This window comes from Afipia clevelandensis ATCC 49720, assembly GCF_000336555.1.
GTDB classification, from domain to species: domain Bacteria; phylum Pseudomonadota; class Alphaproteobacteria; order Rhizobiales; family Xanthobacteraceae; genus Afipia; species Afipia clevelandensis.
Window position 1 is genome coordinate 1,718,511 of the sequence record NZ_KB375281.1, and the last position, 16,030, is coordinate 1,734,540.

Here is a 16,030-nt window from a genome sequence, read left to right on the forward strand (position 1 = left end):
AACCCCGGAGCGCCGGATTCATGGGGTCAACACGCTCCGCGAGGGCTAGAAAACGGCCGGAACGTACATTTCGGCCGGAACCGGGCCGCGCAGATAGTCCGGATTGCGGACCCTTGCCGGTAACACCACCGGCTGATGGGCGACATCCTGATAGGGAATCTGGCTCAACAGGTGCGACATGCAGTTCAGCCGGGCCCGCTTTTTGTCCACAGCATCCACGATCCACCAGGGAGAATCCGGCAGATGGGTCCGCTCCAGCATGGTTTCCTTGGCCTTGGTATAAAGCTCCCAGCGGGTACGGGCCTCCACGTCCATCGGGCTCAGTTTCCACTGCTTGAGCGGGTCGTGGATCCGTATGTTGAACCGGAATTCCTGCTCCTCATCGGTGATCGAGAACCAGTATTTCAGCAGGATGATGTCGGAGCGAATCAGCATCCGCTCGAATTCCGGCACCGACTGGAAGAACTCCTGATACTGCTCCTCGCTGCAGAAGCCCATCACCCGCTCGACACCGGCGCGGTTGTACCAGGAGCGGTCGAACAGCACGATCTCCCCGCCGGCCGGAAGATGCGCCGCATAACGCTGGAAATACCACTGGGTGCGCTCGCGCTCGTTTGGCGCCGGCAGCGCAGCGACACGGCAGACGCGCGGATTGAGCCGCTGGGTGATGCGCTTGATGACGCCGCCCTTGCCAGCCGAGTCGCGGCCCTCGAAAAGAACCACGACCTTCTTCTTTTCGTGCTGCACCCAGTCCTGCAATTTCACCAGTTCGGTCTGCAGGCGGAGCAGTTCGCGAAAGTAAACCCTGCGGTCGATGGACGGACGCCCGGACCGATCCGGCGCATCCTTCACCAGCGCATCAAGGCGCTCGTCGTCCAATTCCAGTTCCAGCTCTTCATCGAGGCTGTCCGCCATCTCCTGATGAATGCGCGCACGGAGCGCGGCCTCGATGCTCTGGGTCATGTCGTTCATGCGCGCCTCCCGCAGGATGTGATGCGGAAAACCATTGCAAGCCTCCCGTTACATCGGTGTGACAGGCCCGCCGCTGGCCCGATTGTGCGACAATTGTGGTCATTGTGATGAAAATCTGTCGTTGAAAGCGGCAGGCCGCCGCGTTGACTTCCGCCTTGATCGGGTGTTCTTTCCGGTCAAGACGTCACGTCGGGAGAGACCGGCTTTTTGCCGGCGCCGAAGGAGCAACCGCCCCGGAAACTCTCAGGCAAAAGGACCGTGTGACGGACTGAAATCTGGAAAGAGATGCGGCCGGTGACGGCGCGGCATCCGCCGACGGGATAATACTCTCAGGCACAGCGACAGATGGGGCTTCGACAGAGATTCGGGAACTGGTCCCGAATCCGTCAGGAGCCCGATCATGCTAGCTGCCGAGCGCCCCTCACCCGAACCCGCACTGAAGCGCGTTCCGCTGCATGATCTTCATGTGGCGCGCGGCGGCAAGATCGTGCCTTTCGCGGGCTATGAGATGCCGGTGCAATATGCCGCCGGCGTGCTGAAGGAACATCTCCACACCCGCGCCTCCGCAGGCCTGTTCGATGTCTCGCATATGGGCCAGATCGTGCTGCGGCCGAAATCCGGCAAGGTGGAAGACGCCGCCCGCGCGCTGGAGCAACTGGTGCCGCAGGACATTGTTGCTGTTGCGCCCGGCCGCCAGCGCTATGCGCAGTTCACCAATGACGGCGGCGGCATTCTCGACGACCTGATGGTGGCGAATTTCGGCGATCACCTGTTTCTGGTGGTCAATGCCGCCTGCAAGACCGAGGACGAAGCGCATCTGCGCAAGCATCTCTCCGACACCTGCGTGATCGAACCGCTGACCGATCGAGCCCTGATCGCGCTGCAGGGACGGAAGGCCGCCGAAGTGCTGGCCAAACTCGCCCCGAGCGTGACCACGATGAAGTTCATGGATGCCGGGCCGCACGCGGTTCTCGGCATCGCCTGCTTCGTGTCGCGTTCCGGCTATACCGGCGAGGATGGTTTCGAGATTTCGGTCCCGGCGAAAGACGCCGAACGTCTCGCGACCGCCCTGCTCGCGGACCCCGCCGTGCTGCCGATCGGCCTTGGCGCGCGTGACAGCCTGCGGCTTGAAGCGGGCCTGTGTCTCTATGGTCATGACATCGACACCACGACCACGCCGGTCGAAGGCGCGCTGGAATGGTCGGTGCAGAAGAGCCGCCGCACCGGCGGCGCGCGGGCGGGAGGTTTTCCCGGCGCGGACATTATCCTGAAACAGTTCGACACCGGAGCCTCGCGCCGCCGCGTCGGCCTGCGCGCCGAAGGCCGTGCCCCGGTGCGCGAACACGCGGCACTCCACGCCAGCGAAACCTCATCGGACAAAATCGGCACCGTCACATCGGGCGGCTTCGGCCCGACGCTGAATGCACCCGTGGCCATGGGCTATCTGCCGACCTCGCTTTCCACCGAAGGCACCATCGTCTTTGCCGATGTGCGCGGCCAGCGATTGCCGCTGCGCGTGTCCGCGATGCCGTTCGTGCCCAATGGCTGCAAACGATAATTCAACGCTGAGGAATGACATGACCACGCTTTACACGTCCGATCATGAATGGCTCCAGATCGATGGCGACGTCGCCACCATCGGCATCACCGACTACGCGCAAACCCAACTCGGCGACGTGGTGTTCGTCGAACTGCCGAAGGTGGGCCGCGCCTTGAAGAAGGCTGAAGCCGCCGCCGTGGTGGAAAGCGTCAAGGCCGCATCCGATGTCTATGCGCCGATCACCGGCGAGGTCATCGAGATCAACGACGCACTGGTGGCCGATCCCTCGCTGATCAATTCCGACCCCGGCAAGGCCGCATGGTTCTTCAAGATCAGGATTGCCAACAAGGGCGATCTCGACGGCCTGATGGATGAAGCTGCGTACAAGGACCATACGGCGTGACCGTCATTGCGAGCGAAGCGACGCAATCCACCTTCCAAAAGCTGGATTGCCTCGTCGCTCCGCTCCTCGCAATGACGACTTTTGAATTCTTGCCTTCAAGGAGAAGTCCATGACCGCGCATCGCAAACCTGCCGAGCCCGCCGTCGATTTCGTGCGCCGCCATATCGGCCCCTCGCCGCGCGATATCGAAAGCATGCTCTCGACTGTTGGCGCAGCGAGCCTGCAGGCGCTGATGGGCGAAACGCTGCCTTCGTCCATCCGCCAGAACGCGCCGCTCGATCTCGGCAAGGCGCTCTCAGAAACCGAGGCGCTGGCGCATATGCGCGGCATCGCGGAACGCAACCAGGTGTTCACCTCGCTGATCGGCCAGGGCTATTCCGGCACGATCCTGCCGGCGGTGATCCAGCGCAACATTCTGGAAAATCCGGCCTGGTACACGGCCTACACGCCGTACCAGCCCGAGATCAGCCAGGGGCGTCTTGAAGCGCTGTTCAATTTCCAGACCTTGGTCTGCGATCTCACCGGCCTCGACATCGCCAATGCCTCGCTGCTCGATGAAGGCACGGCAGCGGCGGAAGCCATGGCGCTGGCGGAACGTTCATCGTCCGTGAAAACGAAAGCGTTCTTTGTGGATCGCGAGGTGCATCCCCAGACGCTGGCGGTGCTGCGCACCCGCGCCGAGCCGCTCGGCTGGTCGCTGATCGTCGGCGATCCGGCGCACGATCTTGAGAAGGCCGATGTGTTCGGCGCGCTGTTCCAGTATCCCGGCACGCACGGCGGCTTGAGCGATCCGCGCACGGCCATTGCGGCATTGAAAGCCAAAGGCGGCATTGCCGTCATCGCCGCCGATCCGCTGGCGCTGACATTGCTCACCTCGCCCGGCGACCTCGGCGCGGACATTGCGGTCGGCTCGATGCAGCGCTTCGGCGTGCCGATGGGCTATGGCGGACCGCACGCGGCCTATATGGCGGTGAAGGATGCGCTGAAGCGTTCCATGCCCGGCCGCATTGTCGGATTGTCCGTCGACTCGCGCGGCGCGCCGGCCTATCGCCTCGCGCTGCAGACGCGCGAACAGCACATCCGCCGCGAGAAGGCGACCTCGAACATCTGCACCGCGCAGGTGCTGCTCGCGGTGATCGCCTCGATGTATGCGGTCTATCACGGCCCGGAAGGCTTGAGCCACATCGCCCGCAACGTACATCGCCGCACGGCTGTGCTGGCGGCAGGCTTAAAGAAGCTGGGCTTCGCGCCGCTGAACGATACTTATTTTGACACCGTGACGGTCGCGGTGAACGGCCAGCGGCAAGCGATCATTTCCCATGCCGCGCATGAGCAGATCAATCTGCGGCTGGACGAAAAGACGGTCAGCATCGCCCTTGATGAAACCACCACGCCTGCGGTGATCGAAGGCGTCTGGCGCATCTTCGGCGGCAACCTCTCCTATGCCGACATCGAGAAGGACGTGCGCGAGACGTTGCCGTCCGCGCTCGCGCGCACCAGCCAGTTCATGACCCATCCGGTGTTCCATGAGCATCGCTCGGAAACGGAACTGTTGCGCTACATGCGCAAGCTGTCCGACCGCGACCTCGCGCTCGACCGCGCCATGATCCCGCTCGGCTCCTGCACTATGAAGCTGAACGCCACCACCGAGATGATCCCGGTGACCTGGCCGGAATTCGGCAACCTGCATCCGTTCGCGCCGAAAGAACAGGCCGCCGGTTATCACGCCATGTTCGCCACACTGGAAAAGTGGCTCGCCGATATCACCGGCTATGACGCGGTCTCGCTGCAGCCGAATTCCGGCGCGCAGGGCGAATATGCCGGGCTGCTGGCGATCCGCGCCTATCATCGCGCACGCGGCGAAGCGCACCGCAAGGTCTGCCTGATCCCCTCCTCCGCCCACGGCACCAATCCGGCCTCCGCCAGCATGGTGGGCATGGATGTGGTGGTGGTTGCCTGCGACGCCGGCGGCAATGTCGATGTGGACGATTTGCGCAAGAAGGCCGCGCAGCACGCGAACGACCTCGCCGCGGTGATGATCACCTATCCCTCGACCCATGGCGTGTTCGAGGAACAGATCCGCGAGATCTGCGACATCGTGCACAGCCACGGCGGACAGGTCTATCTCGACGGCGCCAATCTGAACGCACAAGTCGGTCTCGCGCGGCCCGGCGACTACGGCGCCGATGTCAGCCATCTCAACCTGCACAAGACCTTCTGCATTCCGCACGGCGGCGGCGGCCCCGGCATGGGTCCGATCGGCGTGAAGGCTCATCTCGCGCCGTTCCTCCCGGGCCGTGAGTCCGGCGGCAAGGTTGCGGTGGAAGCGGTGTCCGCCGCGCCCTACGGCTCGGCGTCGATCCTTGTGATCTCCTATATCTACATCCTGATGATGGGCGGCGAAGGCCTGACCCGCGCCACGGAGATCGCGATCCTCAACGCGAACTACATCGCGAAGCGGCTCGATCCGCATTTCCCGGTGCTCTACAAGAATCACAACGGACGTGTCGCCCATGAATGCATCGTCGATCCGCGCGGATTGAAGACCACATCAGGCGTCACGGTGGACGACATCGCCAAGCGCCTGATCGACTACGGCTTCCATGCGCCGACCATGAGCTTCCCGGTGCCGGGCACACTGATGATCGAGCCGACCGAATCCGAATCGAAGATCGAACTGGATCGTTTTTGCGACGCCATGATCGCGATCCGCCGCGAGATCGCCGATGTCGAGGCCGGACGCTTCAGGATCGAGGCCTCGCCGCTGCGCCACGCGCCGCATACGGTGCATGACATTGCCGAGGACAAGTGGGACCGGCCATATACGCGCGTCGAAGGCTGCTTTCCGGCGGGCACCTCGCGCACCGACAAGTACTGGTGCCCGGTCGGCCGCGTCGACAACGTGCACGGCGACCGCAATCTGGTCTGCTCCTGCCCGCCGGTGTCGGACTACGCGCAGGCGGCGGAGTAAGTCCGCTCGCGCGGTTTCTAAACCGGTCGTCCCCGCGAAAGCGGGGAGCCACCTTCTTCTTTCTCATCTGACGAGAGCTACGCATCCATCCCGCATCCCACGGCATCGATAGCTCAGGGAGTATGGGTCCCCGCTTTCGCGGGGACGACGCGGAGAACAGCCGCGCTCGTCGCTCAAAACAAATCGGGCGCTGGGGATGTCGGCAACTCAACATCCACAACGCCCGTTTGCTTCCGAAGATGCGATGGATGCCCGAAAAGGATTCCCGTCTTTCCGGATCGCACCTGATCCGGGCCGAGGCCCGGCTCGAAACTTGATTAGTCTTCCGCCGGCTCCTCGCCGTCGGCATCGCGCTCCGGCGAGCCGGCCAGAATCTGCTCGGCGATCAGGCCCGAATTCTGCCGGATCGAGGCCTCGATCTTCGCCGTCATCTCCGGATTGGCTTTCAGGAAGGCCTTGGCGTTCTCGCGGCCCTGCCCGAGGCGCTGGCTGTCATAGGAGAACCAGGCGCCGGACTTCTCGACCAGGCCGGCCTTGACGCCGAGATCGAGGATTTCGCCCATCTTGGAGACGCCCTCGCCGTACATGATATCGAATTCGACCTGCTTGAACGGCGGCGCCAGCTTGTTCTTCACCACCTTGACGCGGGTGGTGTTGCCGACGACCTCGTCGCGCTCCTTGATCTGGCCGATGCGGCGGATGTCGAGACGCACGGAGGCGTAGAACTTCAGCGCATTGCCGCCGGTGGTGGTTTCGGGCGAGCCGTACATCACACCGATCTTCATGCGGATCTGGTTGATGAAGATCACCATGGTGTGGGACTTGTTGATCGAGGCGGTCAGCTTGCGCAGCGCCTGGCTCATCAATCGCGCCTGCAGGCCGGGAAGGCTGTCGCCCATTTCGCCTTCGAGTTCGGCGCGCGGCACGAGCGCTGCCACCGAGTCGACAATCAGCACGTCCACCGCGCCGGAGCGCACCAGCGTGTCGGCGATTTCCAGCGCCTGCTCGCCATGGTCCGGCTGCGAAATCAAAAGTTCATCGACATTGACGCCGAGCTTGCGGGCATAGACCGGATCGAGCGCGTGTTCGGCGTCGATGAAGGCGCAGATGCCGCCCTTCTTCTGGGCTTCGGCCACCGTATGCAGCGCCAGCGTGGTCTTGCCGGAAGATTCAGGCCCGTAAATCTCGACCACACGGCCCTTGGGCAACCCGCCGATGCCCAGCGCGATATCGAGCCCGAGCGAGCCGGAGGACACCGCCTCGACTTCCATCGAGCGGTCGTTCTTGCCGAGCTTCATCACCGATCCCTTGCCGAACTGGCGCTCGATCTGGGAGAGCGCGGCCGACAGGGCCTTGGTCTTGTCCATGGACGATCCTTCAACGATACGCAGGGCGGCGGGGGCCATCTGATGCTCCTTATGTATGGGATTCGCCTGCCGGACAAACGGCTTCCCAGGGTCGGCGGACCGGAATCGGGCTTGATCCGATGGAACTAACGTACCCTATTTGTTCTAAGTTCGCAATATGTTCTTTTGCGAGGGGCGGGGTAGTGTCTCAGTTTGCCGACTGAACTTTTGTGCTTAGGCCTAGTCGTGGCGTTTTAAGGTGTGAGCACAAGGTACGATCCAACGATTGGAAAGAATGTCATCGACTAAATCAGCGTCGATCCAATCGTTATCGTAAACGGGCAAAGTGAAGCCATGACCGTCCGCCGTCTCAAAAGCGATGCCGCCCGAAAGCTTATCGCCACTCGGGCAACAATGTTGCTCTTCTAAAAACCTGATAACTTCCACTAGGATATAACGCGCCATTAGGCGTAGCGTTTTTGAACCTGCTCACGCTCATCGCGGCGCGCATTAATGCGCTCAATGGCGGCAATGGATTCGGGCACCTGCCCAAGCGCAGTAGCCTCATCAGGATGAGCTACATACAAACCCGGAAGATCGGGGGACGTATAAACGTACAGGTCCCCAATTTTCTTTTGGACCAGACGATAGGACATTGTGAACTCCAAACACCCAGCAATAGGTCCTGCAACAACCATATGTTGGCATGTTCGTTCCAAAAATCAAGCGAAGATTCAGTGACTTAGCCGACGCCTCATTGGAATTTTCCAGTAAAATCAATAGCTCACTAATTGTTAACCAAGTTTATTTCGTCGCAGGTCACGAGCTTCAATCAAGCCCACCACATCTTCCATGTTCCAAAGCCTGTCTGTGACCCCTGCCGCCATCGCTGGCGATACTTTCAGCGTCTTATGTATGCGGCAGAAGTTGTAGAAAATGAAGTACAGCGCCAGCGCGTGACAGTGATTGTCGATCTTCTTTGAGAAGGCGTTTGTCAGGCGGGTGAACCGGCGCATTCCCATGCGCATATTCAGGTTCTGGCGTTCAACGTAGGACGTTGAGACGTGCTTAATGTCCGGATTGCCGTCCACCACAGCCTTCTTTGCGCCAACGCACTGGGCGGGACTGTAGCGGCGCTCATCGCCGCGCCCTTCCGGCGCACCGTAAATCTTGATGAGCATGGCGTAGTCCACGCCGTCCGCGCCAAAGGCCTCCTGCACGGCATCCAGATACAAGCGTAGGCCATCCGTGGTGATCTGGGTGCGCGTCTTAACGCGACCCTGCAAGTCCTCCATGAAGCGCTGAGCGGTTTCAGCATCGCGCCCGCCCACCGCCCATGAGCAAATCAGCTTTGTGTCCGCATCGACCGCCGTCCACGTCCAGACGTTGCCAGCGCCCGCCGGAGCCGCTTTAGCGGTCTTTACGTTCTTGTCCTTGGAGTAGCAGAACGACCAGATTTCGTCGCACTGGATGCGCTTGCTCTGAAGGTTGCGGACATACTGGTCGTGATAGGCCGAACAAACCTCTCCAGCGTCCACCAACATCTTCGAGACGGTATTGATCGACACATCGGCCACGCGGGAGACGGACCGCATGGACGACCCCTCGCAAAGCATGGAGAGGATTTGGACGCGCTTCTGGAGGGGCAATTTGTTCATGCCCCGAGTATCTGAACTTTTATGCTTAGCGTCAAGCATTATTGTCATATTTTCATCCTGCTTGCACAAAATATTGTGCTAGCATATGCTTGCACGTCGATTCTGCAAGCAGGAGAATCTTATGACCGGCATCGAGGGTAAGGATCCAAAGAAAGTTGCTGCGGCGATGGCGCGGAAAAAGAGCCTTTCGCCGGAAGAACGCAGCGCAATTGCGCGGCGCGCAGCACTTGCGCGGCACGACAAGGGGCTTCCGAAGGCAATTGCCGAGGGTGCCATCGTTATCGGTGACCTGCGGATTACCTGCGCGGTCCTTGACGACGCGGAAAACACGCGAGTGTTAACGCAGGAGGGATTTCTGACGGCGATTGGCCGCGCCGGGAAGGCAAAGGGCGGTGAAGGCGCTAGCGTCGACGGGTTGCCAGCATTTTTGAGGGCGGCAAACTTAAATGAGTTTATTTCCAATGACTTGATTGCGTCGACGACTCCAATTGAATTTGTGCCACTTCGCGGTCCTGGATATCAGGGGCGCGCCTTTGGATATCGAGCTTCCCTCCTGCCGAATGTCTGCTGGGTCTACCAAGATGCTCTCGTTGCGCAGAAGTTGTTGCCGAGCCAGAAGCACATTGGTGAGGCATGCCGGTTCTTTCTCAAGGCGCTTACGAATCACGCCATCGATGATCTTGTCGACCGGGCAACGGGCTTTGAGGATGTGCGCAAACGGCGCGCCATCGACAAGATTATTCAAAAGTACGTTGAAGTTGGCGCGCGGCCTTGGGTCCAGATGTTCGATCTTGAGTTCTATCGGCAAATTTTTCGATTGAACGGATGGGCGTTCGATCCCGAGAAAACAGCCCGCCCGGGAGTCATCGGAAGATGGACGAACGATATTTATGACCGACTCGCCCCCGGCGTCCGAACTGCTCTGCATGAGAGGGTGCGGCGTAACGCAAAGGGCAAGCCGACGCAGAAGCTCACGCAATATTTGACTCCAGAGGAGGGAAAGCCGGAATTGAAGCGCCTTCTGGAGGGGGTGATGCTTTTGATGCGAATGAGCACAACGTGGGATGAGTTCAGGCTTAAGCTGGACGAGTGGTACCCACGATTTGAGGATACTTTGCAACTTCCGTTTTCGTCGGGAGTTTACTCACTGCCCGCGCCACCTAAGACTTTGACCAGCGAGTAGCTGCAGCTTTCTTGGCGATTTCTTTGCGGCGTTTGGCGGTCATGCCCTCGGCCCGCGCCTTCCCGCCCTTGCTGCCGAGTTCCACGGCGGCGGCGTTCTTGGTGGTGGCCGGTGGCTTTTCCTCAATCTCGCCGGTCGCGATCCTGCCGATCATGACGGCGGCTCCGATCACGTCGGCGGGGCGCTTCTCGCCTTTAGGACCGCGTGGCATTAGCGATCCTCCCACTTCATCAGCAGGTCGTCGAACTGCTGATGGGTGTAGATTATCCCCTCGGGGTCTTTGATGTGGACGCCCTTGAGGCCAGCACCCATCAACTGCAGGGCCTTTTCAATGGCCTGCACTACCGACATCGCCTGAAACGCGCCGCTAGCCGCCCCGTCAACGCCGCCCAAGATCATGAACATAACCGCCTCCTGCTTATCGCTAAGCATACCACACATTGCGGTGGGAGTGCGACCGTCCGTCAAGGCGGATTATTTTCAAACTGAGACACTACCAGGGGCGGTACTGGCCTGTTTTATCCCCGAGTGGCCTGATTTGATTTTGGGAGGACGTGTTCACCGGACCGGCCGTCGTGGATGGTACTGCTGCAGCCGGCCCCCTATCCAAACGAATAGCGACGGCGGGCGGTCGCCAGCGCTAGTTTGTCCCTGCAGCCAATTCCGGCTGCAACGTTCAGTGCATTGCAATCCTCAGGGTCGCCCGGTCGGCGGCCCTTGTTTTTAGGCTGATTGCGCCAAGCCCCGGCCAGCTTGCCAGACGCGGCTTTTCCCGCGGCACAAACTCAAGCACACTCTGCCGGCCATCGCTGGCTTCATTCACCGAATGGCAGCCCGCCCCTCGCCTGCCCGTTGCCCAAGGCGCCCATGACCATCACGTTCTCCCGCGTCATCCCGACGCTTCGCATGTTCGACATCGCCAAGGCGCGCGAGTTCTATCTGGATTATCTCGGCTTCACGGTCGATTTCGAGCATCGCTTCGAGCCGGGCCTGCCGCTGTTTCTCGGCATCTCGCGCGGCGGGCTGCAGCTTTACCTGAGCGAACATCATGGCGACGGATCGCCCGGCGTTCACATCTCGATCCAGATGACCGGGCTTGCGGACTACCACGCCGAACTGAAGGCGAAGAACTACGGCTACATGCGTCCGGGCCTTGAGCGGCAGCCCTGGGGCGCGACGACGATGACCGTGTACGACCCGTTCTCAAATCATCTGATCTTCACCGAGAACGACGGCGGCTAGGCTGGCGGGCTCCTGACGCGGAATACACGGCAACTCGATACCGCCTCAGCCATGGAGCACGGAGCCTCAGGAGCGCGGAGGGTTCGCGTCGATCCCCGGCCCGTCGTGGCGCCCCTCCACACTGCCGGATGCATCGCGCTCAGGCTCCAGCAGCCGGACGAGGTCGGCCATGCTGGATGTGTCCTGCGCCTGTGTGGAAGGTTCCGGCGCCGCTGGCCGCAACCAGCGTCCGACAAACCTGATCAAACCAACCATTGTCCCCGCCATGCACTGTTTGAAGACAGACGATTGCCCGGCGGCATTCGTTCCATAAAAAACGAAAAATATATGCAGGTTCCACGCGCTACAGCGAGGGATCGTTCCGGCCCACCGCCGGTTGAACCTGTTCACCCGACGCATCACGAACCGGTGGAACCCAGCAGGCAGGAGACGCTGACCCATGCGCCAAACACACGACATATCAATCACAGAGAAATGGCAGAAGATCGCCGATGAAACCCGCAGCAAGGCGCGCGCAATGCCGCCCTGTGACAAGCGTGACGAGCTGATCAAGAAAGCCCGTCAGCTGGATGTTGCCATCAATCTGAATGACTGGCTGTCAGCGGGGGCAAAGGCCGCCAAATAACGGCCACGGTGCGGCTTGCAGGCTTAGTTCTGCTTGCTCGACGGGGATTTGGCCGCCGATGATTTGGTCTTGGCGGATTTCGGCGCGGGCTCGTTGCGCACCGCAGCCCACGGATCGTTGCTCACCTTGGCATCGGGGATCTTGGAGCGGGCGGCCTTTGCCGCCTCCTCGTTGGCCTTGATCTTGGCCTTCTCTTCCTCGCTGTATTCCTTGCCCTCGCCGAGCCGGAACCCGGGCATCATGCTCTGGGCGTAGACCGGCACCGAAACAGGCGTCATCGCCAGGCCAATCAGCATCGCCACTCTCAACACCCGCATGAAAGCTCTCCCCGTCGTCCCTGTCGGCCGGTCATTGTGAATCCGGTAATCGCGCGTCCGCGCCCGCCGGAAACCTACCTCACCGCAGGACGATGGCCAAGACAGGGCAGAAGACAGGGCAAAACGACAGGGCAGACCGTTCAAAACAGCCTCGCCGGGCGGATTGCCGCATGATCCCATCCCATGATCCAGTCTCACGGGGCCGGACCGCCGGGGCGAACATGGTGAATCAATTCTCACCACGCCCTGCCCCGGCAGCGTGCATCGTTTCATCCGCTGGCAACGCGCGACAATTAGATTCAAGGTTATGGTTCAGAGGATCGCAGCCATGACAGACATACCGCTGGCGGAGCGGCGCCTCGATGTGCGCCGCCGCGTCTTCAAGGGCGGCGTGATTACATTCGATGGTGCAGGCGTGGACTGCACGGTGCGTAATATGTCGGATGGCGGCGCGGCGCTGGATATCGCACGCGGCACCCTGCTGCCGCCGCGTTTCCGGCTCGCGATCAAGGCCGACGATTTCGTGGCGCACTGCCGTCTGGTGTGGAGCGATGGCCGGCGCGTGGGCATTGCATTCGACTAAGCGAAGCGCTTTTCAAACTAGAACGACACGCCGACGCGCACGCCCTTCACCCAGACAAGGCGGCATTTCTTTTTCGATCCGGCATAGAGCAGTTCAAACCGCTTCGGCAGCGGCTTGCCGGGCGCCACTTCGAGACATGCGCCGCCCGCGGAATAATCCACGACGTTGCAGCCGATCACCGGCGCTTTCGGATCGAGGATGATGCTAGCGGTCCGCGATAGATTGCCAGCGGGCTTGATGCGATTGAAGCGGCGATCCTGATGCATGGCCTCGTGCCTTGGTGTCACACTCATTCAAACGGAAGTCAGGAAACGCTCTGCGCAGGCGCGCGCCGGTCGGACGGCGACGCGATCTTCTTCCTGCATTCGTGCTTCAGAAAAAGAACGCCGATCTGATCGCCATTCACGCGGACCATCTTGCAGCGCCGGAAAGCAAGACCCGTCGCGGACAGCACCAGGAAGAATTCCTTCAGATCGAGATCCCCGACCGACCCTTCCACCTGGAGCAGCGCGCCGCTTTCCGAAACATCCAGCATCCGGCAACCCCGCCGCCAGGTGCCGTCGATTCCCATGATCTGCACGTCAAAGCCGCGTTGAAAACCGACGCGCGGGTTCTTGCGAAGTTCCTTGCCCATTGCGACCTCCTGCGGAGACTGCCGCCTGGTAAATATCCGAACCAGAGATTCTGGTTTACAAAAGCTGAAGACTGAAAATTTCAGGCCGCCGGGAAATCCAGTCCGGGCGGTGACATAATGCTGTCAGGCTGCGCTCAATTGCTTAAATTTCCCTGACGATGCCAATTTGCCGCAGCTAAATACCGCGCTTCGCCGCCGCATCGTCGCGCAGAAAATCACCGTTAACGGCGGGTGAAAAAAGCACAGCCGATTTAACCCTAATCCCACATCCGATTTTGATGTTTGCCCCCTACTGTTCAGGATCAGGGACGCAAGAAAAACGCGCGCGCTTCGCCGTGCGCAAAAAGCGTGGATGGGAACAGGGCCGTGGCCGAGATTGCCAATGCAGCAGAAGCTGCGACGCGACGCGAGATGAACTTTGCGCGCGATCGCGCCGCCAGCAATGCTGCGGCTGAAGGGCTCGTGCCGCTCGACACCGTGAACACCGAGCGCTGGCACCGCCTGAGCGATAACGCCGTCGAACCCAACGGCTATTTCCTTCCCGAATGGGAGATGGCCGTCAACGCAACCGCGCAGGGCCGCACCGGTGTCAACGCGATAACCGCCCATGTCACAGCCAGCGAAGGCCAGCGCCTGATCGGCCTTCTGCCGGTGGTCTCTGCGTGGCGTGCCTATGGTCTCCCCTTGCCCGCACTGGTCAGCGCCGATCCTTACGGCACGCTCGCCACGCCGCTGCTCGACCGCGATCAGGCCGACGAGGCCGCAAAGGAATTGATGCAACAGGCGCGGAGCAGCGGCGCCCATGCCCTGATCCTGCGCGACATCGCGCTCGATGGCGCGGTGATGATGTCGTTCACACGCGCGCTCGCATGCCGCGGACTGAAGCCGCGTCTCCTGCAACGCCATGAACGCGCCTGCCTCGACGCGACGCGCAATGCCGACGACCTGCTGCGCGATGCGCTCGGCCCGAAGAAGCTCAAGGAATTGCGCCGCCAGCGCAACCGCCTCGCGGAACATGGCGAGGTGATCTTCACCATCGCCACCGCGCCAAGCGAAATCAAACGCGACCTCGCCACCTTCCTCACGCTGGAGGCCAGCGGCTGGAAGGCGAAACGCGGCACCGCGCTGGCGCAGAACGAGGGCGACGAGACCTTCGTCCGCCGCGCCGTCTTCGATGCGGCCGCACGCGGCCATTGCGAGATCGTCACGCTGCATGCGGGCGACACGCCGGTGGCATCCGGCATCGTCCTGCGGCATCTCGACCGCGCCTTCTATTTCAAGATGGGTGTGGACGAACGCTTCGCCAAATGCTCACCGGGCGTGCAACTGACGCTGGAGCTGACGCGGCATCTGTGCGCCGATCCCGCCATCGCCATGGCCGACTCCACCGCGATCCCCGGCCATCCGATGATCGACCCGATCTGGCGCGGACGCCTCGCCATCGGCGACGTGCTGATTCCGCTGGGCCGCCGCGATCCGTTCGTTCCGGCCATCCGCTACGGCCTCGCCCTGCGCACGCTCATCCGCGAGCCGGTGCGCCGCCTTGTTCACACCATCAGAAAACTCCGGGAGACACGCTCATGAACGTCGCCTCAAGCATTTCGCCGGTCATCACAGCAGACAACGAAGCGCTGAAGCACGACTTTCCGCTGAAGCCCTTCGCGATCCGCCACAAGCTCTCCGGCCATCCGCTGCTGACGCTGCCGCGCATCGCCCAGCTCGCCGCGGAAATGCCGCGCGACCTGATCGAATACAATTCCGGCGACGCCTCCGTCAGCCAGGACCCCGACAAGGTCAAGAGTGTGGATCTCGATCCGGTCGAAGTGGTCAACCGCATCCAGACCGCGGGCGCATGGATGGTGCTCAAGCGCATCGAAAAATCACCCGAGTATCGTCAGTTGCTGGAAGACGCCCTGACTTCGGTCGCCCGCGCACGCGGCTTCAAGAGCATCGAGGACGCCGGCTTCTCGCAGATCGAGGGCTTCCTGTTCGTGTCGTCGCCGAACTCGACGACGCCGTTCCATATGGACGCGGAAGACAACTTCTTCGTGCAGATCCACGGCGAGAAGATTTTCGCGGTCTACGACAACCGCGACGGCCAGATCGCCGACGATGCGCAGGTGGAGCATTCCACCGTCAAGCACCGCAACGTGCCATACCACGAGAGTTTCCGTCCGCGCGGCATCGAGTTCAATCTCGACGCGGGCGACGGCTGCTACATCCCCTATCAGTGGCCGCACTGGGTCAAGACCCGGGGCTCGCATTCGATCTCGATGGCGATCACCTGGAAGACCGAAGAAGTCCGCCGCCTCAACGACCTGCATCGCTTCAACTCGATGCTGCGCAGCCTCGGCATGCCGCAGGCCGCTCCGGGCAAGAACCCCGTGCTCGACAGCGTCAAGCTCGGGGTCTATCGCACCGCCGCCGCCGTCGTCGAACCGCTGCGCGGCTCGGAAACCATGCGCCGGGTGATCCGCCGCATCGCGCTGGGCAAGAACGCGAATTATTATCTGAAGAAGGCGTGAGGGCCGTCCGATCGGTCCGCGCCACTTGTGA

Annotated in this window: 19 protein-coding genes and 1 riboswitch; of the genes, 9 read left to right on the forward strand and 10 right to left on the reverse strand. The window is 61.5% G+C overall.

What is annotated here, in order from left to right:
* Positions 1-45: 45 nt before the first annotated feature.
* Positions 46-972: a polyphosphate kinase 2 gene (ppk2, locus tag HMPREF9696_RS08085; protein WP_002712486.1), complete on the reverse strand. Its 927-nt coding sequence runs from the start codon at positions 970-972 to the stop codon at positions 46-48.
* Positions 973-1,151: 179 nt separating this feature from the next.
* A riboswitch (glycine riboswitch) is annotated at positions 1,152-1,241 on the forward strand.
* Between the two features lie 131 nt (positions 1,242-1,372).
* On the opposite strand from ppk2, the gene gcvT reads away from it, so the two are divergent.
* The 3 genes from gcvT to gcvP all read left to right on the forward strand — a co-directional run bounded on the left by gcvT (position 1,373) and on the right by gcvP (position 5,886).
* Positions 1,373-2,530: a glycine cleavage system aminomethyltransferase GcvT gene (gene gcvT / locus HMPREF9696_RS08090; protein ID WP_002712487.1), complete on the forward strand. Its 1,158-nt coding sequence runs from the start codon at positions 1,373-1,375 to the stop codon at positions 2,528-2,530.
* 19 nt (positions 2,531-2,549) lie between these two features.
* The gene (gcvH, locus tag HMPREF9696_RS08095; protein WP_002712488.1) at positions 2,550-2,915 is read left to right on the forward strand and encodes a glycine cleavage system protein GcvH; all 366 of its coding nucleotides are present in this window, start codon (positions 2,550-2,552) and stop codon (positions 2,913-2,915) included.
* 109 nt (positions 2,916-3,024) lie between these two features.
* Positions 3,025-5,886, forward strand: coding sequence for an aminomethyl-transferring glycine dehydrogenase (gene gcvP / locus HMPREF9696_RS08100; protein WP_002712489.1), 2,862 nt, complete (start codon positions 3,025-3,027; stop codon positions 5,884-5,886).
* 317 nt (positions 5,887-6,203) lie between these two features.
* Here gcvP and recA read toward each other — a convergent pair whose 3' ends face one another.
* From recA to HMPREF9696_RS08120, 4 genes are all read right to left on the reverse strand, one after another.
* Entirely contained in the window at positions 6,204-7,292 is a 1,089-nt protein-coding gene (recA, locus tag HMPREF9696_RS08105) for a recombinase RecA (RefSeq protein WP_002712490.1), read from the reverse strand.
* A gap of 180 nt (positions 7,293-7,472) precedes the next feature.
* Positions 7,473-7,697, reverse strand: coding sequence for a hypothetical protein (locus HMPREF9696_RS08110; RefSeq protein WP_040301264.1), 225 nt, complete (start codon positions 7,695-7,697; stop codon positions 7,473-7,475).
* Entirely contained in the window at positions 7,697-7,888 is a 192-nt protein-coding gene (locus HMPREF9696_RS08115) for a hypothetical protein (RefSeq protein WP_002712491.1), read from the reverse strand. The genes HMPREF9696_RS08110 and HMPREF9696_RS08115 overlap by 1 nt, the downstream gene beginning before the upstream one ends.
* Positions 7,889-8,026: 138 nt before the next feature.
* Entirely contained in the window at positions 8,027-8,890 is an 864-nt protein-coding gene (locus HMPREF9696_RS08120) for a DDE-type integrase/transposase/recombinase (RefSeq protein WP_040301893.1), read from the reverse strand.
* Between the two features lie 121 nt (positions 8,891-9,011).
* On the opposite strand from HMPREF9696_RS08120, the gene HMPREF9696_RS08125 reads away from it, so the two are divergent.
* Entirely contained in the window at positions 9,012-10,073 is a 1,062-nt protein-coding gene (locus HMPREF9696_RS08125; protein ID WP_002712493.1) for a P63C domain-containing protein, read from the forward strand.
* On the opposite strand, the gene HMPREF9696_RS08130 is transcribed toward HMPREF9696_RS08125, so the two are convergent.
* Positions 10,051-10,284, reverse strand: a complete 234-nt coding sequence (locus HMPREF9696_RS08130) for a hypothetical protein (protein ID WP_002712494.1) — start codon at positions 10,282-10,284, stop codon at positions 10,051-10,053. The genes HMPREF9696_RS08125 and HMPREF9696_RS08130 overlap by 23 nt on opposite strands.
* On the reverse strand, positions 10,284-10,478 hold the full coding sequence (locus tag HMPREF9696_RS08135) for a hypothetical protein (RefSeq protein ID WP_002712495.1): 195 nt from the start codon (positions 10,476-10,478) through the stop codon (positions 10,284-10,286). Before HMPREF9696_RS08135 ends, HMPREF9696_RS08130 begins: the two co-directional genes overlap by 1 nt.
* Before the next feature lie 462 nt (positions 10,479-10,940).
* On the opposite strand from HMPREF9696_RS08135, the gene HMPREF9696_RS08140 reads away from it, so the two are divergent.
* Both HMPREF9696_RS08140 and HMPREF9696_RS08150 read left to right on the forward strand, forming a co-directional pair.
* Complete coding sequence (locus tag HMPREF9696_RS08140; protein ID WP_002712496.1) at positions 10,941-11,315, forward strand: glyoxalase superfamily protein; 375 nt, start codon at positions 10,941-10,943, stop codon at positions 11,313-11,315.
* A gap of 439 nt (positions 11,316-11,754) precedes the next feature.
* Entirely contained in the window at positions 11,755-11,940 is a 186-nt protein-coding gene (locus tag HMPREF9696_RS08150; protein ID WP_002712498.1) for a hypothetical protein, read from the forward strand.
* 23 nt (positions 11,941-11,963) lie between these two features.
* On the opposite strand, the gene HMPREF9696_RS08155 is transcribed toward HMPREF9696_RS08150, so the two are convergent.
* A complete protein-coding gene (locus tag HMPREF9696_RS08155; protein ID WP_002712499.1) occupies positions 11,964-12,257 on the reverse strand; it encodes a hypothetical protein in 294 nt (97 codons plus the stop codon).
* A gap of 328 nt (positions 12,258-12,585) precedes the next feature.
* Between HMPREF9696_RS08155 and HMPREF9696_RS08160 the strand changes: the two genes are divergently transcribed.
* Entirely contained in the window at positions 12,586-12,840 is a 255-nt protein-coding gene (locus HMPREF9696_RS08160) for a PilZ domain-containing protein (protein WP_002712500.1), read from the forward strand.
* A gap of 17 nt (positions 12,841-12,857) precedes the next feature.
* Here HMPREF9696_RS08160 and HMPREF9696_RS08165 read toward each other — a convergent pair whose 3' ends face one another.
* Positions 12,858-13,106 (reverse strand): PilZ domain-containing protein, encoded by a 249-nt coding sequence (locus tag HMPREF9696_RS08165; RefSeq protein WP_002712501.1) that lies wholly within the window; start codon positions 13,104-13,106, stop codon positions 12,858-12,860.
* Positions 13,107-13,144: 38 nt separating this feature from the next.
* Positions 13,145-13,474, reverse strand: coding sequence for a PilZ domain-containing protein (locus HMPREF9696_RS08170; protein WP_002712502.1), 330 nt, complete (start codon positions 13,472-13,474; stop codon positions 13,145-13,147).
* 366 nt (positions 13,475-13,840) lie between these two features.
* On the opposite strand from HMPREF9696_RS08170, the gene HMPREF9696_RS08175 reads away from it, so the two are divergent.
* On the forward strand, positions 13,841-15,058 hold the full coding sequence (locus tag HMPREF9696_RS08175; protein WP_002712503.1) for a GNAT family N-acetyltransferase: 1,218 nt from the start codon (positions 13,841-13,843) through the stop codon (positions 15,056-15,058).
* On the forward strand, positions 15,055-15,999 hold the full coding sequence (locus HMPREF9696_RS08180) for a cupin-like domain-containing protein (RefSeq protein ID WP_002712504.1): 945 nt from the start codon (positions 15,055-15,057) through the stop codon (positions 15,997-15,999). Before HMPREF9696_RS08175 ends, HMPREF9696_RS08180 begins: the two co-directional genes overlap by 4 nt.
* Positions 16,000-16,030: the final 31 nt, after the last annotated feature.

What these genes read in the sequence shown, in the direction of transcription:
- ppk2 (WP_002712486.1), bottom strand. Translation starts at nt 972, where the DNA reads ATGAACGACATGACCCAGAGCATCGAGGCCGCGCTCCGTGCGCGCATT.
- gcvT (WP_002712487.1), top strand. Translation starts at nt 1,373, where the DNA reads ATGCTAGCTGCCGAGCGCCCCTCACCCGAACCCGCACTGAAGCGCGTT.
- gcvH (WP_002712488.1), top strand. Translation starts at nt 2,550, where the DNA reads ATGACCACGCTTTACACGTCCGATCATGAATGGCTCCAGATCGATGGC.
- gcvP (WP_002712489.1), top strand. Translation starts at nt 3,025, where the DNA reads ATGACCGCGCATCGCAAACCTGCCGAGCCCGCCGTCGATTTCGTGCGC.
- recA (WP_002712490.1), bottom strand. Translation starts at nt 7,292, where the DNA reads ATGGCCCCCGCCGCCCTGCGTATCGTTGAAGGATCGTCCATGGACAAG.
- HMPREF9696_RS08110 (WP_040301264.1), bottom strand. Translation starts at nt 7,697, where the DNA reads ATGGCGCGTTATATCCTAGTGGAAGTTATCAGGTTTTTAGAAGAGCAA.
- HMPREF9696_RS08115 (WP_002712491.1), bottom strand. Translation starts at nt 7,888, where the DNA reads ATGTCCTATCGTCTGGTCCAAAAGAAAATTGGGGACCTGTACGTTTAT.
- HMPREF9696_RS08120 (WP_040301893.1), bottom strand. Translation starts at nt 8,890, where the DNA reads ATGAACAAATTGCCCCTCCAGAAGCGCGTCCAAATCCTCTCCATGCTT.
- HMPREF9696_RS08125 (WP_002712493.1), top strand. Translation starts at nt 9,012, where the DNA reads ATGACCGGCATCGAGGGTAAGGATCCAAAGAAAGTTGCTGCGGCGATG.
- HMPREF9696_RS08130 (WP_002712494.1), bottom strand. Translation starts at nt 10,284, where the DNA reads ATGCCACGCGGTCCTAAAGGCGAGAAGCGCCCCGCCGACGTGATCGGA.
- HMPREF9696_RS08135 (WP_002712495.1), bottom strand. Translation starts at nt 10,478, where the DNA reads ATGTTCATGATCTTGGGCGGCGTTGACGGGGCGGCTAGCGGCGCGTTT.
- HMPREF9696_RS08140 (WP_002712496.1), top strand. Translation starts at nt 10,941, where the DNA reads ATGACCATCACGTTCTCCCGCGTCATCCCGACGCTTCGCATGTTCGAC.
- HMPREF9696_RS08150 (WP_002712498.1), top strand. Translation starts at nt 11,755, where the DNA reads ATGCGCCAAACACACGACATATCAATCACAGAGAAATGGCAGAAGATC.
- HMPREF9696_RS08155 (WP_002712499.1), bottom strand. Translation starts at nt 12,257, where the DNA reads ATGCGGGTGTTGAGAGTGGCGATGCTGATTGGCCTGGCGATGACGCCT.
- HMPREF9696_RS08160 (WP_002712500.1), top strand. Translation starts at nt 12,586, where the DNA reads ATGACAGACATACCGCTGGCGGAGCGGCGCCTCGATGTGCGCCGCCGC.
- HMPREF9696_RS08165 (WP_002712501.1), bottom strand. Translation starts at nt 13,106, where the DNA reads ATGCATCAGGATCGCCGCTTCAATCGCATCAAGCCCGCTGGCAATCTA.
- HMPREF9696_RS08170 (WP_002712502.1), bottom strand. Translation starts at nt 13,474, where the DNA reads ATGGGCAAGGAACTTCGCAAGAACCCGCGCGTCGGTTTTCAACGCGGC.
- HMPREF9696_RS08180 (WP_002712504.1), top strand. Translation starts at nt 15,055, where the DNA reads ATGAACGTCGCCTCAAGCATTTCGCCGGTCATCACAGCAGACAACGAA.